At 71.1% G+C, this 13,617-nt stretch carries 14 protein-coding genes and 1 tRNA gene; 5 read left to right on the top strand and 10 right to left on the bottom strand.

Annotated features, from left to right (window positions below):
• Positions 1 to 19 precede the first annotated feature (19 nt).
• The 3 genes from EAO76_RS17735 to EAO76_RS17725 form a co-directional block, all read right to left on the bottom strand.
• The gene (locus EAO76_RS17735; protein WP_148836930.1) at positions 20 to 1,534 is read right to left on the bottom strand and encodes a Stp1/IreP family PP2C-type Ser/Thr phosphatase; all 1,515 of its coding nucleotides are present in this window, start codon (positions 1,532 to 1,534) and stop codon (positions 20 to 22) included.
• A gap of 129 nt (positions 1,535 to 1,663) precedes the next feature.
• Complete coding sequence (locus EAO76_RS17730) at positions 1,664 to 2,179, bottom strand: FHA domain-containing protein (protein WP_148836929.1); 516 nt, start codon at positions 2,177 to 2,179, stop codon at positions 1,664 to 1,666.
• A gap of 10 nt (positions 2,180 to 2,189) precedes the next feature.
• Positions 2,190 to 3,059 carry a DUF3662 and FHA domain-containing protein gene (locus EAO76_RS17725; protein WP_148836928.1) on the bottom strand — a complete coding sequence of 290 codons (870 nt, stop codon included), beginning with the start codon at positions 3,057 to 3,059 and terminating at the stop codon, positions 2,190 to 2,192.
• A 315-nt stretch (positions 3,060 to 3,374) separates the two neighbouring features.
• On the opposite strand from EAO76_RS17725, the gene EAO76_RS17720 reads away from it, so the two are divergent.
• Positions 3,375 to 3,457 (top strand) — tRNA-Leu (locus EAO76_RS17720).
• Positions 3,458 to 3,591: 134 nt separating this feature from the next.
• Here EAO76_RS17720 and EAO76_RS17715 read toward each other — a convergent pair.
• Positions 3,592 to 4,053 (bottom strand): MarR family winged helix-turn-helix transcriptional regulator, encoded by a 462-nt coding sequence (locus EAO76_RS17715; protein WP_148836927.1) that lies wholly within the window; start codon positions 4,051 to 4,053, stop codon positions 3,592 to 3,594.
• Positions 4,054 to 4,145: 92 nt separating this feature from the next.
• On the opposite strand from EAO76_RS17715, the gene EAO76_RS17710 reads away from it, so the two are divergent.
• The 4 genes from EAO76_RS17710 (at position 4,146) to EAO76_RS17695 (ending at position 8,536) form a co-directional block, all read left to right on the top strand.
• Positions 4,146 to 5,321 (top strand): hypothetical protein, encoded by a 1,176-nt coding sequence (locus EAO76_RS17710; RefSeq protein ID WP_148836926.1) that lies wholly within the window; start codon positions 4,146 to 4,148, stop codon positions 5,319 to 5,321.
• 146 nt (positions 5,322 to 5,467) lie between these two features.
• Complete coding sequence (locus EAO76_RS17705; protein ID WP_148836925.1) at positions 5,468 to 6,919, top strand: DUF2252 domain-containing protein; 1,452 nt, start codon at positions 5,468 to 5,470, stop codon at positions 6,917 to 6,919.
• A 185-nt stretch (positions 6,920 to 7,104) separates the two neighbouring features.
• Positions 7,105 to 8,145, top strand: coding sequence for a J domain-containing protein (locus tag EAO76_RS17700; protein ID WP_148836924.1), 1,041 nt, complete (start codon positions 7,105 to 7,107; stop codon positions 8,143 to 8,145).
• 46 nt (positions 8,146 to 8,191) lie between these two features.
• Positions 8,192 to 8,536 carry a rhodanese-like domain-containing protein gene (locus tag EAO76_RS17695; protein ID WP_148836923.1) on the top strand — a complete coding sequence of 115 codons (345 nt, stop codon included), beginning with the start codon at positions 8,192 to 8,194 and terminating at the stop codon, positions 8,534 to 8,536.
• A gap of 156 nt (positions 8,537 to 8,692) precedes the next feature.
• Here EAO76_RS17695 and EAO76_RS17690 read toward each other — a convergent pair whose 3' ends face one another.
• From EAO76_RS17690 to paaA, 6 genes are all read right to left on the bottom strand, one after another.
• Positions 8,693 to 9,880, bottom strand: coding sequence for an acyl-CoA dehydrogenase family protein (locus EAO76_RS17690; RefSeq protein ID WP_148836922.1), 1,188 nt, complete (start codon positions 9,878 to 9,880; stop codon positions 8,693 to 8,695).
• Between the two features lie 114 nt (positions 9,881 to 9,994).
• Positions 9,995 to 11,053, bottom strand: a complete 1,059-nt coding sequence (locus tag EAO76_RS17685; RefSeq protein ID WP_148836921.1) for a 2Fe-2S iron-sulfur cluster-binding protein — start codon at positions 11,051 to 11,053, stop codon at positions 9,995 to 9,997.
• A complete protein-coding gene (gene paaD, locus EAO76_RS17680; RefSeq protein ID WP_148836920.1) occupies positions 11,054 to 11,560 on the bottom strand; it encodes a 1,2-phenylacetyl-CoA epoxidase subunit PaaD in 507 nt (168 codons plus the stop codon).
• The gene (paaC, locus tag EAO76_RS17675; RefSeq protein ID WP_148836919.1) at positions 11,554 to 12,255 is read right to left on the bottom strand and encodes a 1,2-phenylacetyl-CoA epoxidase subunit PaaC; all 702 of its coding nucleotides are present in this window, start codon (positions 12,253 to 12,255) and stop codon (positions 11,554 to 11,556) included. The genes paaD and paaC overlap by 7 nt, the downstream gene beginning before the upstream one ends.
• Positions 12,252 to 12,542 (bottom strand): 1,2-phenylacetyl-CoA epoxidase subunit PaaB, encoded by a 291-nt coding sequence (paaB, locus tag EAO76_RS17670; RefSeq protein ID WP_093548044.1) that lies wholly within the window; start codon positions 12,540 to 12,542, stop codon positions 12,252 to 12,254. Before paaB ends, paaC begins: the two co-directional genes overlap by 4 nt.
• Positions 12,539 to 13,570: a 1,2-phenylacetyl-CoA epoxidase subunit PaaA gene (gene paaA / locus EAO76_RS17665; RefSeq protein ID WP_148836918.1), complete on the bottom strand. Its 1,032-nt coding sequence runs from the start codon at positions 13,568 to 13,570 to the stop codon at positions 12,539 to 12,541. Before paaA ends, paaB begins: the two co-directional genes overlap by 4 nt.
• Between the last annotated feature and the right edge of the window lie 47 nt (positions 13,571 to 13,617).

The raw sequence follows: 13,617 nt of genomic DNA, 5'->3' as shown, positions 1-13,617 counted from the left end.
GCTGAAGGCCCCCTACGGCTTACTGCTTACCGCACTGCGGGACCAGCTTTTTCTCTTCCTCCGAGAGGCTGGGACCAGGAGTGGGAGTTTTGGTCGGCTTGGTCTTGTCGGTTTCGGACGTCTTGGCGCCACCGGATGTCTTGGCGGCGTCCGAGTCCGTGCCCGCGGCCTGGCCCTCGTCCGATCTGGCCCGCTCGGCGGCGCGTCGTTCGGCGTTCTTCTTGCAGGCGGACGCCTGGACGGAGAGCTCGCCGATCTTCTCGCGGGCGGAGGCGAGGTCGCCCTCGGCGATGGTCGCCTCGACCTGCTTGCGCTGGTAGGCCGGGAGGTACTTGAGTTCGATCTCGGGGTGGTCCTTCTCCACCTTCGAGAGCGAGACCCAGCCCAGTTCCTGGCTGATGCCGCGGAACAGCGCGACGTGGTCGTTCTTCGCGCCGACGTAGAACTGGTTCTGGGTCCAGCGGTAGCCGCCGTAGAGGCCGCCACCGACGACGGCGAGCGCCAGCACGGTGTAGAGGGACCTCTTGAGCCACTTGCGGCCGCCGCCGGGCTTCACGAAGTCGTCGTCGGCGTACGCGTCGAAGGAGCCGTCCGGCATCCCGCCGTAGCCGACGTCCTCACCGCTTCCGGGCGGGCCGAAGCCTCCTCCGGGGGGCGGCGGGACGGGGCGGCCGAGGCCGGCCGCGCGTCCGGCCGGGGTCTGCATGGCGGCCGTGCTCTCGGCGGCGGTCATCTGCGCGGCCTGGTTCTCGGCGACCGCGCCGACGATGACCGGGGTGTCGTTGAGCTGCGCGGCCAGGGTGTCGTTGCTGTCGACGTCGAGAACGTCCGCGACGATGCAGGTGATGTTGTCCGGTCCGCCGCCGCGCAGGGCGAGTTGGATCAGTTCCTGGATGGTCTCCTGGGGGCCCTGGTAGCTGGCGAGGGTCTCCTCCATCGTCTGGTGGGAGACGACGCCGGAGAGCCCGTCGGAGCAGATCAGGTAGCGGTCGCCGACCCGGACCTCGCGGATGGAGAGATCGGGTTCGACGTGATCGCCACTGCCCAGGGCGCGCATCAGGAGGGCGCGCTGCGGGTGGGTGGTGGCCTCTTCCTCGGTGATCCGGCCCTCGTCGACCAACCGCTGCACCCAGGTGTGGTCCTGGGTGATCTGGGTGAGCACGCCGTCGCGCAGCAGGTACGCGCGGGAGTCGCCGACGTGGACGAGACCGAGGCGCTGGCCGGTCCAGAGCAGGGCGGTGAGCGTGGTGCCCATGCCCTCCAGCTGGGGGTCCTCCTCGACCATCATGCGCAGCTGGTCGTTGGCCCGCTGGACCGCCGTACCGAGCGAAGTCAGGATGTCGGAGCCCGGGACGTCGTCGTCGAGCTGGACGAGGGTGGAGATCACCTCGGAGCTGGCGACCTCACCGGCAGCCTGGCCGCCCATGCCGTCGGCGATGGCGAGAAGGCGCGGACCGGCGTAGCCGGAGTCCTCGTTGCCCTCCCGGATCATGCCTTTGTGCGATCCGGCGGCGAAGCGCAGGGAAAGACTCATGCGCACCTCTCCCGTCGGCTCGGGGTACAGCCGGTCTCGAGCCACACTGCCCACCCTCCGGTCGGGAGCCGGGCGGGGTCCGATGACCGTACCGCCGCGGCTCGCTCGCTCCGCTCGCTCATTGTCGTACTACTTCCGCAGCTCGATGACGGTCTTGCCGATTCGGATCGGCGCACCCAGCGGAACGGGCGTCGGGGTGGTGAGACGGGTCCGGTCGAGATACGTGCCGTTGGTGGACCCGAGATCCTCGACGATCCACTGGCCGTCACGGTCGGGGTAGATCCTGGCATGCCTGCTGGACGCGTAGTCGTCGTCCAGCACGATCGTTGAATCGTGCGCGCGGCCCAGCGTGATGGTCTGCCCCTGGAGCGCCACCGTGGTGCCGGTGAGGCTGCCCTCGGAGACGACCAGCTTCGTGGGTGCCCCCCGGCGCTGGCGGCCGGACTGTTGACGCTGCTGCGGCGGTGCCGCGGCGTTCTGGCGCTGCTGTGGCGGTCGTGCGTCGTTCGCGGTGCGGCGTGAGCCGCGCTGCGTGACGCGCGTTCCGAACAGATCACTGCGGATGACCTGGACGGCCACGATCACGAACAGCCACAGAACAGCCAGGAAACCTAGCCGCATGACCGTCAGGGTCAGCTCTGACATTGCCCCCGCTTCACCCTTCGGCTTGCCGGTAAACGATGGTGGTGCTGCCCACGACGATCCGCGAGCCGTCGCGGAGCGTAGCGCGGGTGGTGTGCTGCCCGTCTACCACGATGCCGTTGGTAGACCCGAGATCCTGGATCGTCGAGGGCGTTCCGGTCCGGATCTCACAGTGCCGACGCGATACGCCGGGGTCGTCGATCCGCACGTCGGCGTCGGTGCTGCGTCCCAGCACCAGCGTCGGGCGGGAGATCTGATGGCGGGTGCCGTTGATCTCGATCCAGCGTCGCACCTGCGCGTTGGGCAGGGGGCTGGGACCGGCCGGCGGGTGCCGGTCGGCGCTGGGCCTGCCCGCGCCCGGCGGCGGGGCCGCGGGCATGGGCGGGGCGGAGCTGGGCGGGTAGCCGTAGCCTCCGCCGGGAGGCTGCGGGGACCGTCCCGGTCCGGGGTAGGGGGGCTGGCCGGGGTGGCCCTGCGCTCCCTGCCGGCTCTGGGGGTCCTGTGACGAACTCGACGCCAGGGTGCGGCTGCGCACCCGGTAGAGCCCGGTGTCGAGGTCGTCGGCCTTCTCCAGGTGGACCTTGATGGGGCCCATGAAGGTGTACCGCTGCTGCTTGGCGTAGTCGCGGACCAGGCCGGAGAGCTCGTCGCCCAACTGGCCCGAGTACGGGCTGAGTCGCTCGTAGTCGGGGGTGCTGAGCTCGACGATGAAGTCATTGGGGACGACTGTCCGCTCGCGGTTCCAGATCGTTGCGTTGTTGTCGCACTCGCGCTGGAGGGCTCCCGCGATCTCGACCGGCTGGACCTCGGACTTGAAGACCTTGGCGAAGGTGCCGTTGACCAGACCTTCGAGACGCTGCTCGAAACGCTTCATGACTCCCATGGGGCACCTCCTCCGTCGTAGTCGTCCCTGTACTGCTTACTGATCGTATCCACGCGTCGGGAAATCGGCTGGTTCCCCTTGTCTGCCCTGTGGATGAGTGTCACCTCTCACACGGATCGTAGAGGCGGCCTCCTCACAGTGTCCCGCACCCCGGGTACATACAGGAGGAGTGGGGGCGGCCGCTCGGCGTTCCCGCTGCCCTCCTGACGGTCGGCGAAACAACGGATGTGAATCCACCCTGTCCAGCGTGCTAATCTTCCGGATGTCGCCAGGCGATCGCACCAAACGGTGAGAGAGCCCGGAAACACCACTCTTGCGCGAGTGGCGGAACGGCAGACGCGCTGGCTTCAGGTGCCAGTGTCCTTAGGGACGTGGGGGTTCAAATCCCCCCTCGCGCACAAGAGAGAAGCCCCACAGGCCAACGGTCTGTGGGGCTTCTTCGTTCCCGGCCTCCATTGTTTCCGTTTCACGTGAAACGCCTGACTCTGTGGCCGCTGGGTGGCTGTTGAGTGGCTACGAGGCTTAACAGAGCTTACGGGGCTTGTGAGGTGTCCGTGGTCGGGTCGCCCGCCGAGTTGTAGCGCAGCAGGTATTCCGCGAACCGGGCGAGGTCGTCCTCCGTCCAGTCGGCCAGGCGCCGCTGGTACGCCGCGTGCCGACTGGCCTGGGTCGAGGCGAGGGCCCGGACTCCGGCCGCGGTGGGGTGCAGTACCTGGATGCGGTGGTCGTCCGGGTCCGGGTGGCGTTCGATCAGCCCCAGTTTCTCCAGGGTCCCGATCTGCCGGCTGACCGTCGATTTGTCCAGCATGTAGTGGGCGGCCAGGTCCGTCGCGCGGCATCCGTTCCGGTCGTCGATGTGCGCCAGCAGTGTGTACGAGACCAGAGGGAGCTCCGGGTGGAGGCGGGCCGCGGCGGCCCGCGCCCGGCGTGCGAAGGCGGTCAACTCCCGCTGGATGACGTCCAGCGACTCTTCGCGCTTCTCGGGGGTTTCCATCGCCGGCCCGCCTTCCGGATCGCGTTCCTCGGAATTCAGTTGTAGAGTACAACAAGTAATAGGTTGCAAAAGCCAACTATTGAGGTGTTCGCATGTCCGCTGGTCCGAGTGCCGGCACCGGGTCCACCGCCGCCGCTCTGCGGCATGTGCTGGGCCATTTCGTCACGCCGCTGCTGATGTGCATCGGCATGGGGCTCGCCTACCTCGGGGCGTTCCACGCCCCGGAGCCGCACGATCTGCGGGTGGACGTGGTCGGCTCGGGCCCGAGCGCCCGGCTGCTCGCGCAGACATTGCAGGACAAGGGGGACGGGGCGCTGAGCGTGCGTACCGTCCCCGACCGCGCGGCGGCGGTGGAGCACCTCAGGACCCGGGCGAGCTTCGGCGCGTACCTGCCGGGCGAACACCCCGAGCTGCTGGTGGCCAGTGCCTCGTCCGACACCAGCGCCACGGTGGTCGAGAAGGTCTTCACCGAGGTCGCGGCCGACCGGGGTGCGCCGCTGAAGGTGACGGACACGGTGCCGACGGCGGACGGTGATCCGACCGGGCAGGGCATCTTCTTCCTGCTGGTCGCGGTGAGCATCGGCTCGTACGCGTCGGTCGCGGTGATCGGCGGCGCGGGTGCCGTGCTGGCGCTGTGGATCAGGGCCGCGCTGGCCGTTGCCGCGTCTCTGGTGGTGAGCGTGATCGGGGTGATGTTCGCGGGGCCGGTGTTCGGCCTCGTCGACCACGGGCTCGGCGGTCTGTGGGCGATGGCCTGGCTCTACTCGGCGGGCATTCTGCTGATCGGCGTCGGACTGCACACGTTCCTCAAGCGGTGGACGACGCTCGGGCTGATGGTGCTGTTCGTGATGCTCAACTTCACCAGCTCCGGCGGCATCTTCCGGCCCGAGCTGCAGTCCGGCTTCTTCTCCTCCTTGCACTCCTTCTGGAACGGTGCGGGCTTCGTCGAGGGCGTGCGCAGCCATGTGTACTTCGACGGGCACGGGCTCGGCGGGAACGTGCTGGTGCTGGCGCTCTGGTTCGTGACGGGACTGGTCCTGGTGGGGCTGGCCGGGCTGACCGAGTCGAAGCGGCGGAAGGCGGCCGCGATCTCGTCCGGCGACGTCATGGCCGGGTCCGCGACTGCCGGATCCGTCACCGCCGGGTCCGTCATCGCCCCGGAGGCGCACGGGCCGAAGCACGCCGTGAGGAATGCCACCCGGGCCGGGACCGGGGCGGATGAAGAGGCGAAGGCCGAGGAGGAGATGGAGGAAGCCGTCGGCGTCTGACCAGGGCGGATTGTTGTCCACAGGCTGCGGATCAGGTTTTCCACAGGGGCAGACGGGTTTCGGCCCACGGAGGTACCTTCGTCGGAATTGATCTGCGACAGGGCGTAGGGCCGGGAGCGCAGGGGAGCGGGGGGAGGCTGCGCACCATGGGTGAAATCGAAGCGACCGTGCCGGTTCAGAGGGCCGTGGAGAGCGATCCGCGCATCCCGGTCGTGCCGGGATTCGCGCGGCGGGCGACCGGGGCGGGCGGGGGCGTGGCGCGGCCGTCGCGGAAGGAGGGCAAGGCGCTGCGGGCGAGGGTGCCCAGGGCCTCGCACGCCTTCCTGGACCTTCCGGCCGGGCGGCCCGACGCGGTGCGGGCGGTCGAGGAGTCGAGCAGGGGCAGGGTGCCGGCTCTCACCCCGATCCGGGTGGGCCGGATGGCGGCCACCCCCTTCGCCTTCCTGCGCGGGTCGGCCGGGCTGATGGCCCATGACCTGGTGGGTACTCCGGTCAGCGGGGTGGGCGCTCAGCTCTGCGGCGACGCCCACGCGGCCAATTTCGGGCTGTACGGCGACGCGCGCGGCAGCCTGGTCATCGATCTGAACGACTTCGACGAGACCGTGTTCGGCCCGTGGGAGTGGGATCTCAAGCGGCTCGCCACCTCGCTGGTGCTCGCGGGGCGCGAAGCCGGTGCGGACGAGGAGACCTGCCGGCGGGGGGCGTACGACACGGTGGGGGCGTACCGGCGGACGATGCGGCTGCTGGCCAAGCTGCCCGCGCTCGACGCATGGAACGCCATCGCGGACGAGGAACTCGTCTCGCACACGGACGCCCGGGACCTCCTCGGGACCCTGGAACGGGTTTCGGAGAAGGCCCGCAAGAACACCAGCGCCCGTTTCGCGGCCAGGTCGACCGAGGACTCGGGGGACGGCGGGCGCCGCTTCGTGGACGCGCCGCCGGTGCTGCGGAGGGTGCCGGACGAGGAGGCCGCGGCGGTCGCGGCGGCGCTCGGGGGCTACTTGGACACGGTCTCCGAGGACCGTGTGCCGCTCCTCGCCCGGTACGCGATCCATGACGTGGCGTTCCGGGTGGTCGGCACCGGAAGCGTCGGCACCCGGTCGTACGTGGTGCTGCTGCTCGACCACCGCGGTGAGCCCCTGGTGCTTCAGGTGAAGGAGGCGCGGCCCTCCGTGCTGGCGCCGTACCTGCCGGCTGTCGGGTTCGAGGTGCCGGAGGTGGCCCACGAGGGGCGCCGGGTGGTGCTCGGGCAGAAGCGGATGCAGGTCGTCAGCGACATCCTGCTGGGCTGGGCGACCGTGGACGGCCGTCCGTTCCAGGTGAGGCAGTTCAGGAACCGCAAGGGCAGCGTCGACCCGGCGGCGCTGGCGGCCGACCAGGTCGACGACTACGGCCGGATGACCGGTGCGCTGCTGGCCCGTGCTCACGCGCACAGCGCGGATCCTCGGCTGATCGCCGGTTACTGCGGGAAGAGCGAGGAGCTGGACGAGGCCGTGGCGGCGTTCGCGGTGACCTACGCGGACCGTACGGAGGCGGACCACACGGAGCTGGTGCAGGCCATCGGTTCGGGGCGAATAGCCGCCGAGCTGGGCGTCTGAGAGGGCCGGGGGACCCGGCGACGGCCCGTGGGGTACCGGGGCGTCCGGTGGAGCGGGAGACGGCGCCGGGAACGGCTCTGAGACAGGTCTGCGGCGGGCCCGGGGCGGGAGCGGTCGGGCGTTCGAGGAGTGCGGGAGCCGACCGCGCGTCCTGGGGGCGTGGTCCGTGGCCATACGCTGGACGGGTGACCCACGAAGCCGCCGGAGTGCCGACCACCCGGAACGACGATGACCGGCAGGACAACGACCGGCAGCACGGGCGGCATGCCCGGCACGAGGAGCAGACCGAGGAGCAGGGACAGCCGGCCGGTGCCGGTTCGGGGGCCGGCGCCGTCGGCGGGGCGCCCGACGGGGCGGCCGCGGACGCTGCCGGAGAGGCCGTGGCCGGTGACGGCGACGGTCGGACCGGTGACGGCGCCGCCGACGGGGGTACGGGCGACACCGCCGCGGGGGAACGGCCCGAGGCCCGGCTCGCGAGGGCGGTCCGGGTGGCGGAGCAGGCGCTGATCGAGTTCGAGATCGCGGTGGAGACCTTCCGGGTCGAGGTCGAGAACTTCTCCCGGCTGCACCACCAGAAGCTCGGCCCGATGTACACCCGCCTCGACGAGCTCGACGCGCAGATCGCGGAGGCCCGCGCCGCCAGGACGGGTGACCCGGAGGACATCCGCAAGGCGCAGGAGGCGCGGGCGGTCGTGATGCCGATGCCCGGTGTCGACGAGCTGTTCCACGACTGGATCGACTCGGACGGGCTGTCCCCCGAGGCGGCGGCGATGCTCACCGAGCAGCCGGTGCGACCGCCCAAGCGGGTCAGGCCGACCGAGGAGGCGCGCAGGCTCTACCGCGACCTGGCCCGCAAGGCCCACCCGGACCTGGCGCAGGACGAGGCGGAGCGGTCCCGCCGGGACGAGTTCATCGCCCGGGTGAACGCCGCTTACGGGCTCGGTGACGAGGCCCTCCTGATGGAGCTGGCGCAGGAGTGGGAGGCGGGCCCCGCGATGCCCGAGCCGGAGCTCGGCGAGAGCGAGGAGCTCTACGCCCGGCTGAACTGGCTGACCCAGCGCAAGGACCTGCTCACCGTGCTCGCGCGGGAACTGGAGGAGAGCGCGATCGGCGCCATGCTGCGGATGGCGCCCGACGACCCGGACCGGCTGCTCGACGAGATCGCCGAGCAGCTGCTGGGCGAGGTCGCGCAGCGCGAGGACGAGCTGGCGGGTCTGGTGCAGTAGCGTTCCCGGTGACCCTGGAGCGTACGTACGAGAGAAGGCATGACCCATGAATTTCGCCCCGCTGCCCTCGGTGGACGTCGCGGCGGTTCCGGCGGACGGCTTCGTGCTGGATGTCCGGGAGGACAACGAGTGGGCGGCCGGGCACGTCGAAGGAGCCCTGCACATCCCGATGAGTGACTTCGTGGCCCGCTTCGGTGAGCTGACCGAAGCGGTCGCCGACGGTCGGCGCGTGCATGTGATGTGCCGGGTCGGCGGCCGGTCCGCCCAGGTCACCCAGTACCTGGTGCAGCAGGGCGTCGACGCCGTGAACATCGACGGCGGCATGCTCGCCTGGGACGGTGCCGGACGCCCGATGGTCGCCGACGGCGAGAGCCCGGCCTTCGTGCTCTGAACCGGCCCGCTGGGCCGGGTGGCCGACCGACCCGCTCGACCGGCCCGCTCGGCCGAGGAGTCCGGTCGGGGTGGTCGAGTGGTGCCGGTCCGGCGCCGGACCGGTCGGCCTTCCGGGGCCGGTCGGGGCGCACGTCGTCGGGGCGTGGGGCGGGTGTCAGTCGAGGAGGTGCGCGGCCAGGAGGTCGCCCAGGGCCTCCTCGTGGGCCGCTGCGGGGCCGAGGGACAGCTCGATCTGCTTCGCCCAGGCATGGAAGCGGTGCAGCGAGTAGTCCGTGTCGGCGCCGAAACCGCCGTGCAGATGCTGTGCCGTCTGCACGACCCGGCGGATGCCGTCCGACGCCCAGATCTTCGCCACGGCGATGTCGCCCTCGGCGGGCAGGGCCCCGTCGGCCCCGGTGGAGATCCGCCAGGCCGCCTGCCAGAGCGTCACTTCCATGGCCCGCAGGTCGATGTACCGGTCCGCGGCCTGCACGGCGACGGCCTGGAACGTCGCGATCGGGAAGCCGAACTGCTCGCGTTTCCCGGTGTATTCGCTCGTCATGGCGAGTACGGCCTCGCCCAGGCCCAGCGCGAGCGCGCACGTTCCGGTGGTGAGGAGGGCTCGCAGCCACTCCCAGGCCCCGGCACCGTCGATCAGCGCGCGCCGGTCGACCCGCACCGATCGCAGCCGGACCTCGGCGAACCGCTCGCCGTTGGTGGAGACCTGCTCGGCCAGGTCGACGCCGTCCTGGTCCGGCCGGATCAGGGCGACCACCGCCCCTCCCCCGTCCGTGTGCGCCGGAACCGCGATCCAGTCGGCCACCTGCGCCCATGGCACCGCCGACTGCGTCCCGTCGAGCACCCACCCCGAATCGGCGTCGTCGGCATCATCGGAGCCCCCGTCCGGCAGGGGGCCCTCCGCGGTCGTCTCCCGGCGTGCGGTGACGGCGAGTTCGGCCGGATCATGGCCCGAGCGGCCGTTGGCTCCGACGGTGAGCACCAGTTCGCCCCGGACGACCGGGGGCAGCAGTTCGGCGACCAGCCCGGGGTCCCCGTACCGCTGGAGCGCCATGGCGACCGCGCAGGTCTCCAGCAACGGCACCCGTGCGAGCACTCTGGCGGATTCGCGCAGCACCAGGCAGAGCGCGATGGGGTCGAGTCCGGCCCCGCCGTGCCGCGGCTCCAGGGTCAGGCCCAGCAGGTCGCCGGCGGCGAGTTCGGCCCACAGCGGCCGGTCGATGTCCTCGGCCACCGCGCCCGGTGTGAGCGCGGGGCTGGGCACTCTGTCGGGTGCGGTACCCGAGAAGACCGCCCGCGCCGCCTCCGTGGCCGCCTGCTGTTCCTCGGTGAAGGTGAAGTCCACTGTCCCTGCCTCCCGCGAACCGCTGCTCCCGTACCCGAATCTGACGGTCCGTCAAGATAGAACAGGTTCTACGAGAAGGGAACAGGGCGCGGGGGAGGGCGCGGCAGGAGGCGGTCAGCGGTCGAAGTCGAGTTCCACCTCCGGCGTCATCGGATGCGACTGGCACGCCAGCACGTAGCCCGCCTCCGTCTCGTCCGGCTCCAGCGCGAAGTTCCGGTCCATCCGGACCTCGCCCGAGACCAGGAAGGCCCGGCAGGTCCCGCACACCCCGCCCTTGCAGGCGTACGGGGCGTCGGCGCGGCTGCGCAGCACGGTCTCCAGCAGCGATTCGTCCTTCTCCACCGGCCAGGTGCCGCAGCGACCGTCCAGGGTCGCGGTGAGTCTGCTGTGGGCCGGTGATTCGGCCCGGGCGCGGGCGGGAGTGCCCGGGCCGTCGTCCACGTGGAAGATCTCCTGGTGGATGCGGCTCCGGTCGACGCCCAGGTCGCGCAGCGCCCGGTCCGCGGACTGGATCAGCCCGAACGGTCCGCAGAGGTACCAGCCGTCCACCTCGGTCACCGGGAGCAGCGCGGGCAGCAGTTCGGCGAGGCGGTCCCGGTCCAGCCGGCCGGAGGGGAGACCGGCCTGCTGCTCCTCCCGGGAGAGCACCGTGATCAGCTGGAACCGGTCCGGGTAGCGGTCCTTGAGGTCGGCGACCTCGTCCAGGAACATCGTGGAGACGGCTGTCCGGTCGCTGCGTATCAGGCAGAACCGGGCATCCGGCTGCCGCGCCAGCAGCGTGGCCGCGATGGACAGGACCGGCGTGATCCCGCTGCCCCCGACGATCGCCGCGAAGTGCCCGGCGCGGGGCGTGAGCACGAAGCGGCCCATCGGGGGCATGGCCTCGACCACGTCGCCGACGGCGAGTTCCTTCAGCGCGTACGTGGAGAACGCGCCGCCGTCGACCAGCCGGATGCCCACGCGCAGCACCGGCTCGTCCGGTTCCTCGGTGGCGGGGGAGCAGATCGAGTACGAGCGGCGGATCTCCTCGCCGTCGACCGTGTGGCGCACGTTGAGGTGCTGGCCGGGCCGGTGGCGGAAGGTCTCGCGCAGCTCGGGCGGTACGGCGAGCGTGACGGCCACCGAATCGTCCGTGAGCCGTTCGATCGCGCGGACCCGGAGCGGATGGAACATCTACAACTCCTTGAAGTGGTCGAACGGTTCGCGGCACGTCACGCAGCGGCGCAGTGCCTTGCACGCGGTGGAGGAGAACCGGCTCAGCAGCTCCGTCTCGGTCGATCCGCAGTGCGGGCAGCGCACCGAGAGGGTGAGCGGCACCGGACCACCCGCGGAGGCCGCGGCATCGTGCGGGCGCGGGGGCGCGATGCCGAACTCGGCCAGCTTGCGCCGCCCCTCCGCACTGATGTCGTCCGTGGACCAGGCCGGTGAGAGCACGGTGACCACGGAGACCTCTGGTATGCCGTGGTCGTGCAGCACCCGCTCGATGTCGGCGGACATGGCCTCGATGGCGGGGCAGCCGGTGTAGGTCGGGGTGAGGCGCACGGTGACCCTGCCGGGGCCGAGGACGTCCACGCCCCGGAGCACACCCAGCTCTTCCAGGGTCAGCACGGGCAGCTCGGGGTCGGGCACGGAGCCCGCGAGCCGGTGCAGCTCCTCCTCCAGGAGCGTTTCGGTCACCATGACGCCCCCGGGTGGCTGCGGTGCAGGTGCTGCATCTCGGCGAGCATCCGGCCGAAGGGCTCGGTGTGGATGCCCTGGCGTCCCGCGCCCGCCGTCCACGCCCCGGACTGCGGACCGGTCGGCAGGGTCAGCGTGGCCCGCTCCAGCACCGCGGTGACGGACTCCAGCCAGCCGCCGTGCAGCGACTGCCAGTCGACCTCCACGCCCTCGACGGGCTGGAACAGCTCGCCGGTGAACCGCCACAGGGCGTCCGCGGCGTCCTGCATCCGCTCGTGGCTCGCGTCCGTGCCGTCGCCGAGCCGCAGCGTCCAGTGCTCGGAGTGGTCCTGGTGGTACGCGACCTCCTTGACGGCCTTCGCCGCCAGGCCGGCGAACGGGCCGTCGCCCGCCGCCAGCTGCTCGTACAGCAGCCGCTGGTAGGTGGAGAAGTAGAGCTGGCGGGCGATGGTGTGGGCGAAGTCGCCGTTCGGCTGCTCGACCAGCTGGACGTTGCGGAAGGCGCGCTCCTCGCGCAGGTAGGCCAGCTCGTCCTCGTCCCCGACGAGGGAGAGCAGCACCCGGGCCTGCCCCAGCAGGTCCAGGGCGATGTTGGCCAGGGCCACTTCTTCTTCCAGCACCGGGGCGTGACCCGCCCACTCCCCCAGCCGGTGCGAGAGCACCAGCGCGTCGTCGCCCAGGGCGAGGGCCGCGGTCACAGGTGCTTCACCCCTTCCGGGATCTCGTAGAACGTCGGGTGCCGGTACGGCTTGTCACCGGCCGGTTCGAAGAAGGAGTCCTTCTCGTCCGGGGAGGAGGCCGTGACCTGCGCGGACGGGACCACCCAGATGGAGACGCCCTCGGAGCGGCGGGTGTACAGATCGCGCGCGTTGCGCAGGGCCATCTCCGCGTCCGGGGCGTGCAGGCTGCCCGCGTGGGTGTGGGAGAGACCGCGGCGCGAACGCACGAACACCTCCCACAGGGGCCATTCGGTCGAGCTGCTCATGCTGTCGCCTCCCCGTTCCGTACGGTCGCGGTCCGCGCCGTCGTGTGTGCTGTCGAGTGCTTCTCGGCGTAGGCGGCCGCCGCGTCACGGACCCAGGCGCCCTCCTCGTGCGCCCGGCGGCGCTGGCCGAGGCGCTGCTCGTTGCACGGGCCGTTGCCCTTGAGGACCTCCTGGAACTCCGTCCAGTCGATCGCGCCGAAGTCGTGCTGTCCGCGCTCCTCGTTCCACCGGAGGTCGGGGTCCGGGAGGGTGAGCCCCAGCGTCTCGGCCTGGGGGACACAGATGTCCACGAAGCGCTGCCGCAGCTCGTCGTTGGAGTGGCGCTTGATCTTCCAGGCCATCGACTGCGCGGAGTGGGCCGAGGCGTCGTCCGGCGGGCCGAACATCATCAGGGACGGCCACCACCAGCGGTTCACCGCGTCCTGCGCCATTTCGTGCTGTGCCGGGGTGCCGCGGCTGAGGGCGAGCAGCAGCTCGTACCCCTGGCGCTGGTGGAAGGACTCCTCCTTGCAGATGCGGACCATCGCGCGGGCGTACGGGCCGTAGGAACAGCGGCACAGCGGCACCTGGTTGGTGATCGCCGCGCCGTCCACGAGCCAGCCGATGGCGCCGACGTCCGCCCAGGTCAGCGTCGGGTAATTGAAGATCGACGAATACCTCTGGCGGCCCGCGTGGAGTTTGTCGAGCAGTTCCTCGCGGCCGGTGCCGAGGGTCTCCGCGGCGCTGTAGAGGTAGAGGCCGTGCCCCGCCTCGTCCTGCACCTTGGCCATCAGGATGGCCTTGCGGCGCAGCGAGGGCGCCCGCGAGATCCAGTTGGCCTCCGGCTGCATCCCGATGATCTCGGAATGGGCGTGCTGGGCCATTTGCCTGACCAGCGAGGCTCGATACGCGTCGGGCATCCAGTCGCGCGGCTCGATGCGCTCGTCCGCCGCCACCGCGGCGTCGAACGCTGCCGCCAGGGCCCCGTCCGCCCCCTCGGGGCCGCCCGCTCCCGCCTGCGTCGCCTGGTCCGCAGTCACTGCCGCCATCCCGGACTCCCTACCGACCGATCGTTCGGTTCAATGTCTTCAATGGT

The organism is Streptomyces sp. sk2.1 (genome assembly GCF_008120935.1).
Lineage (GTDB): Bacteria > Actinomycetota > Actinomycetes > Streptomycetales > Streptomycetaceae > Streptomyces.
Note: the sequence above shows the minus strand (reverse complement) of the source record. Positions and strands in the feature narration are given on the sequence as shown.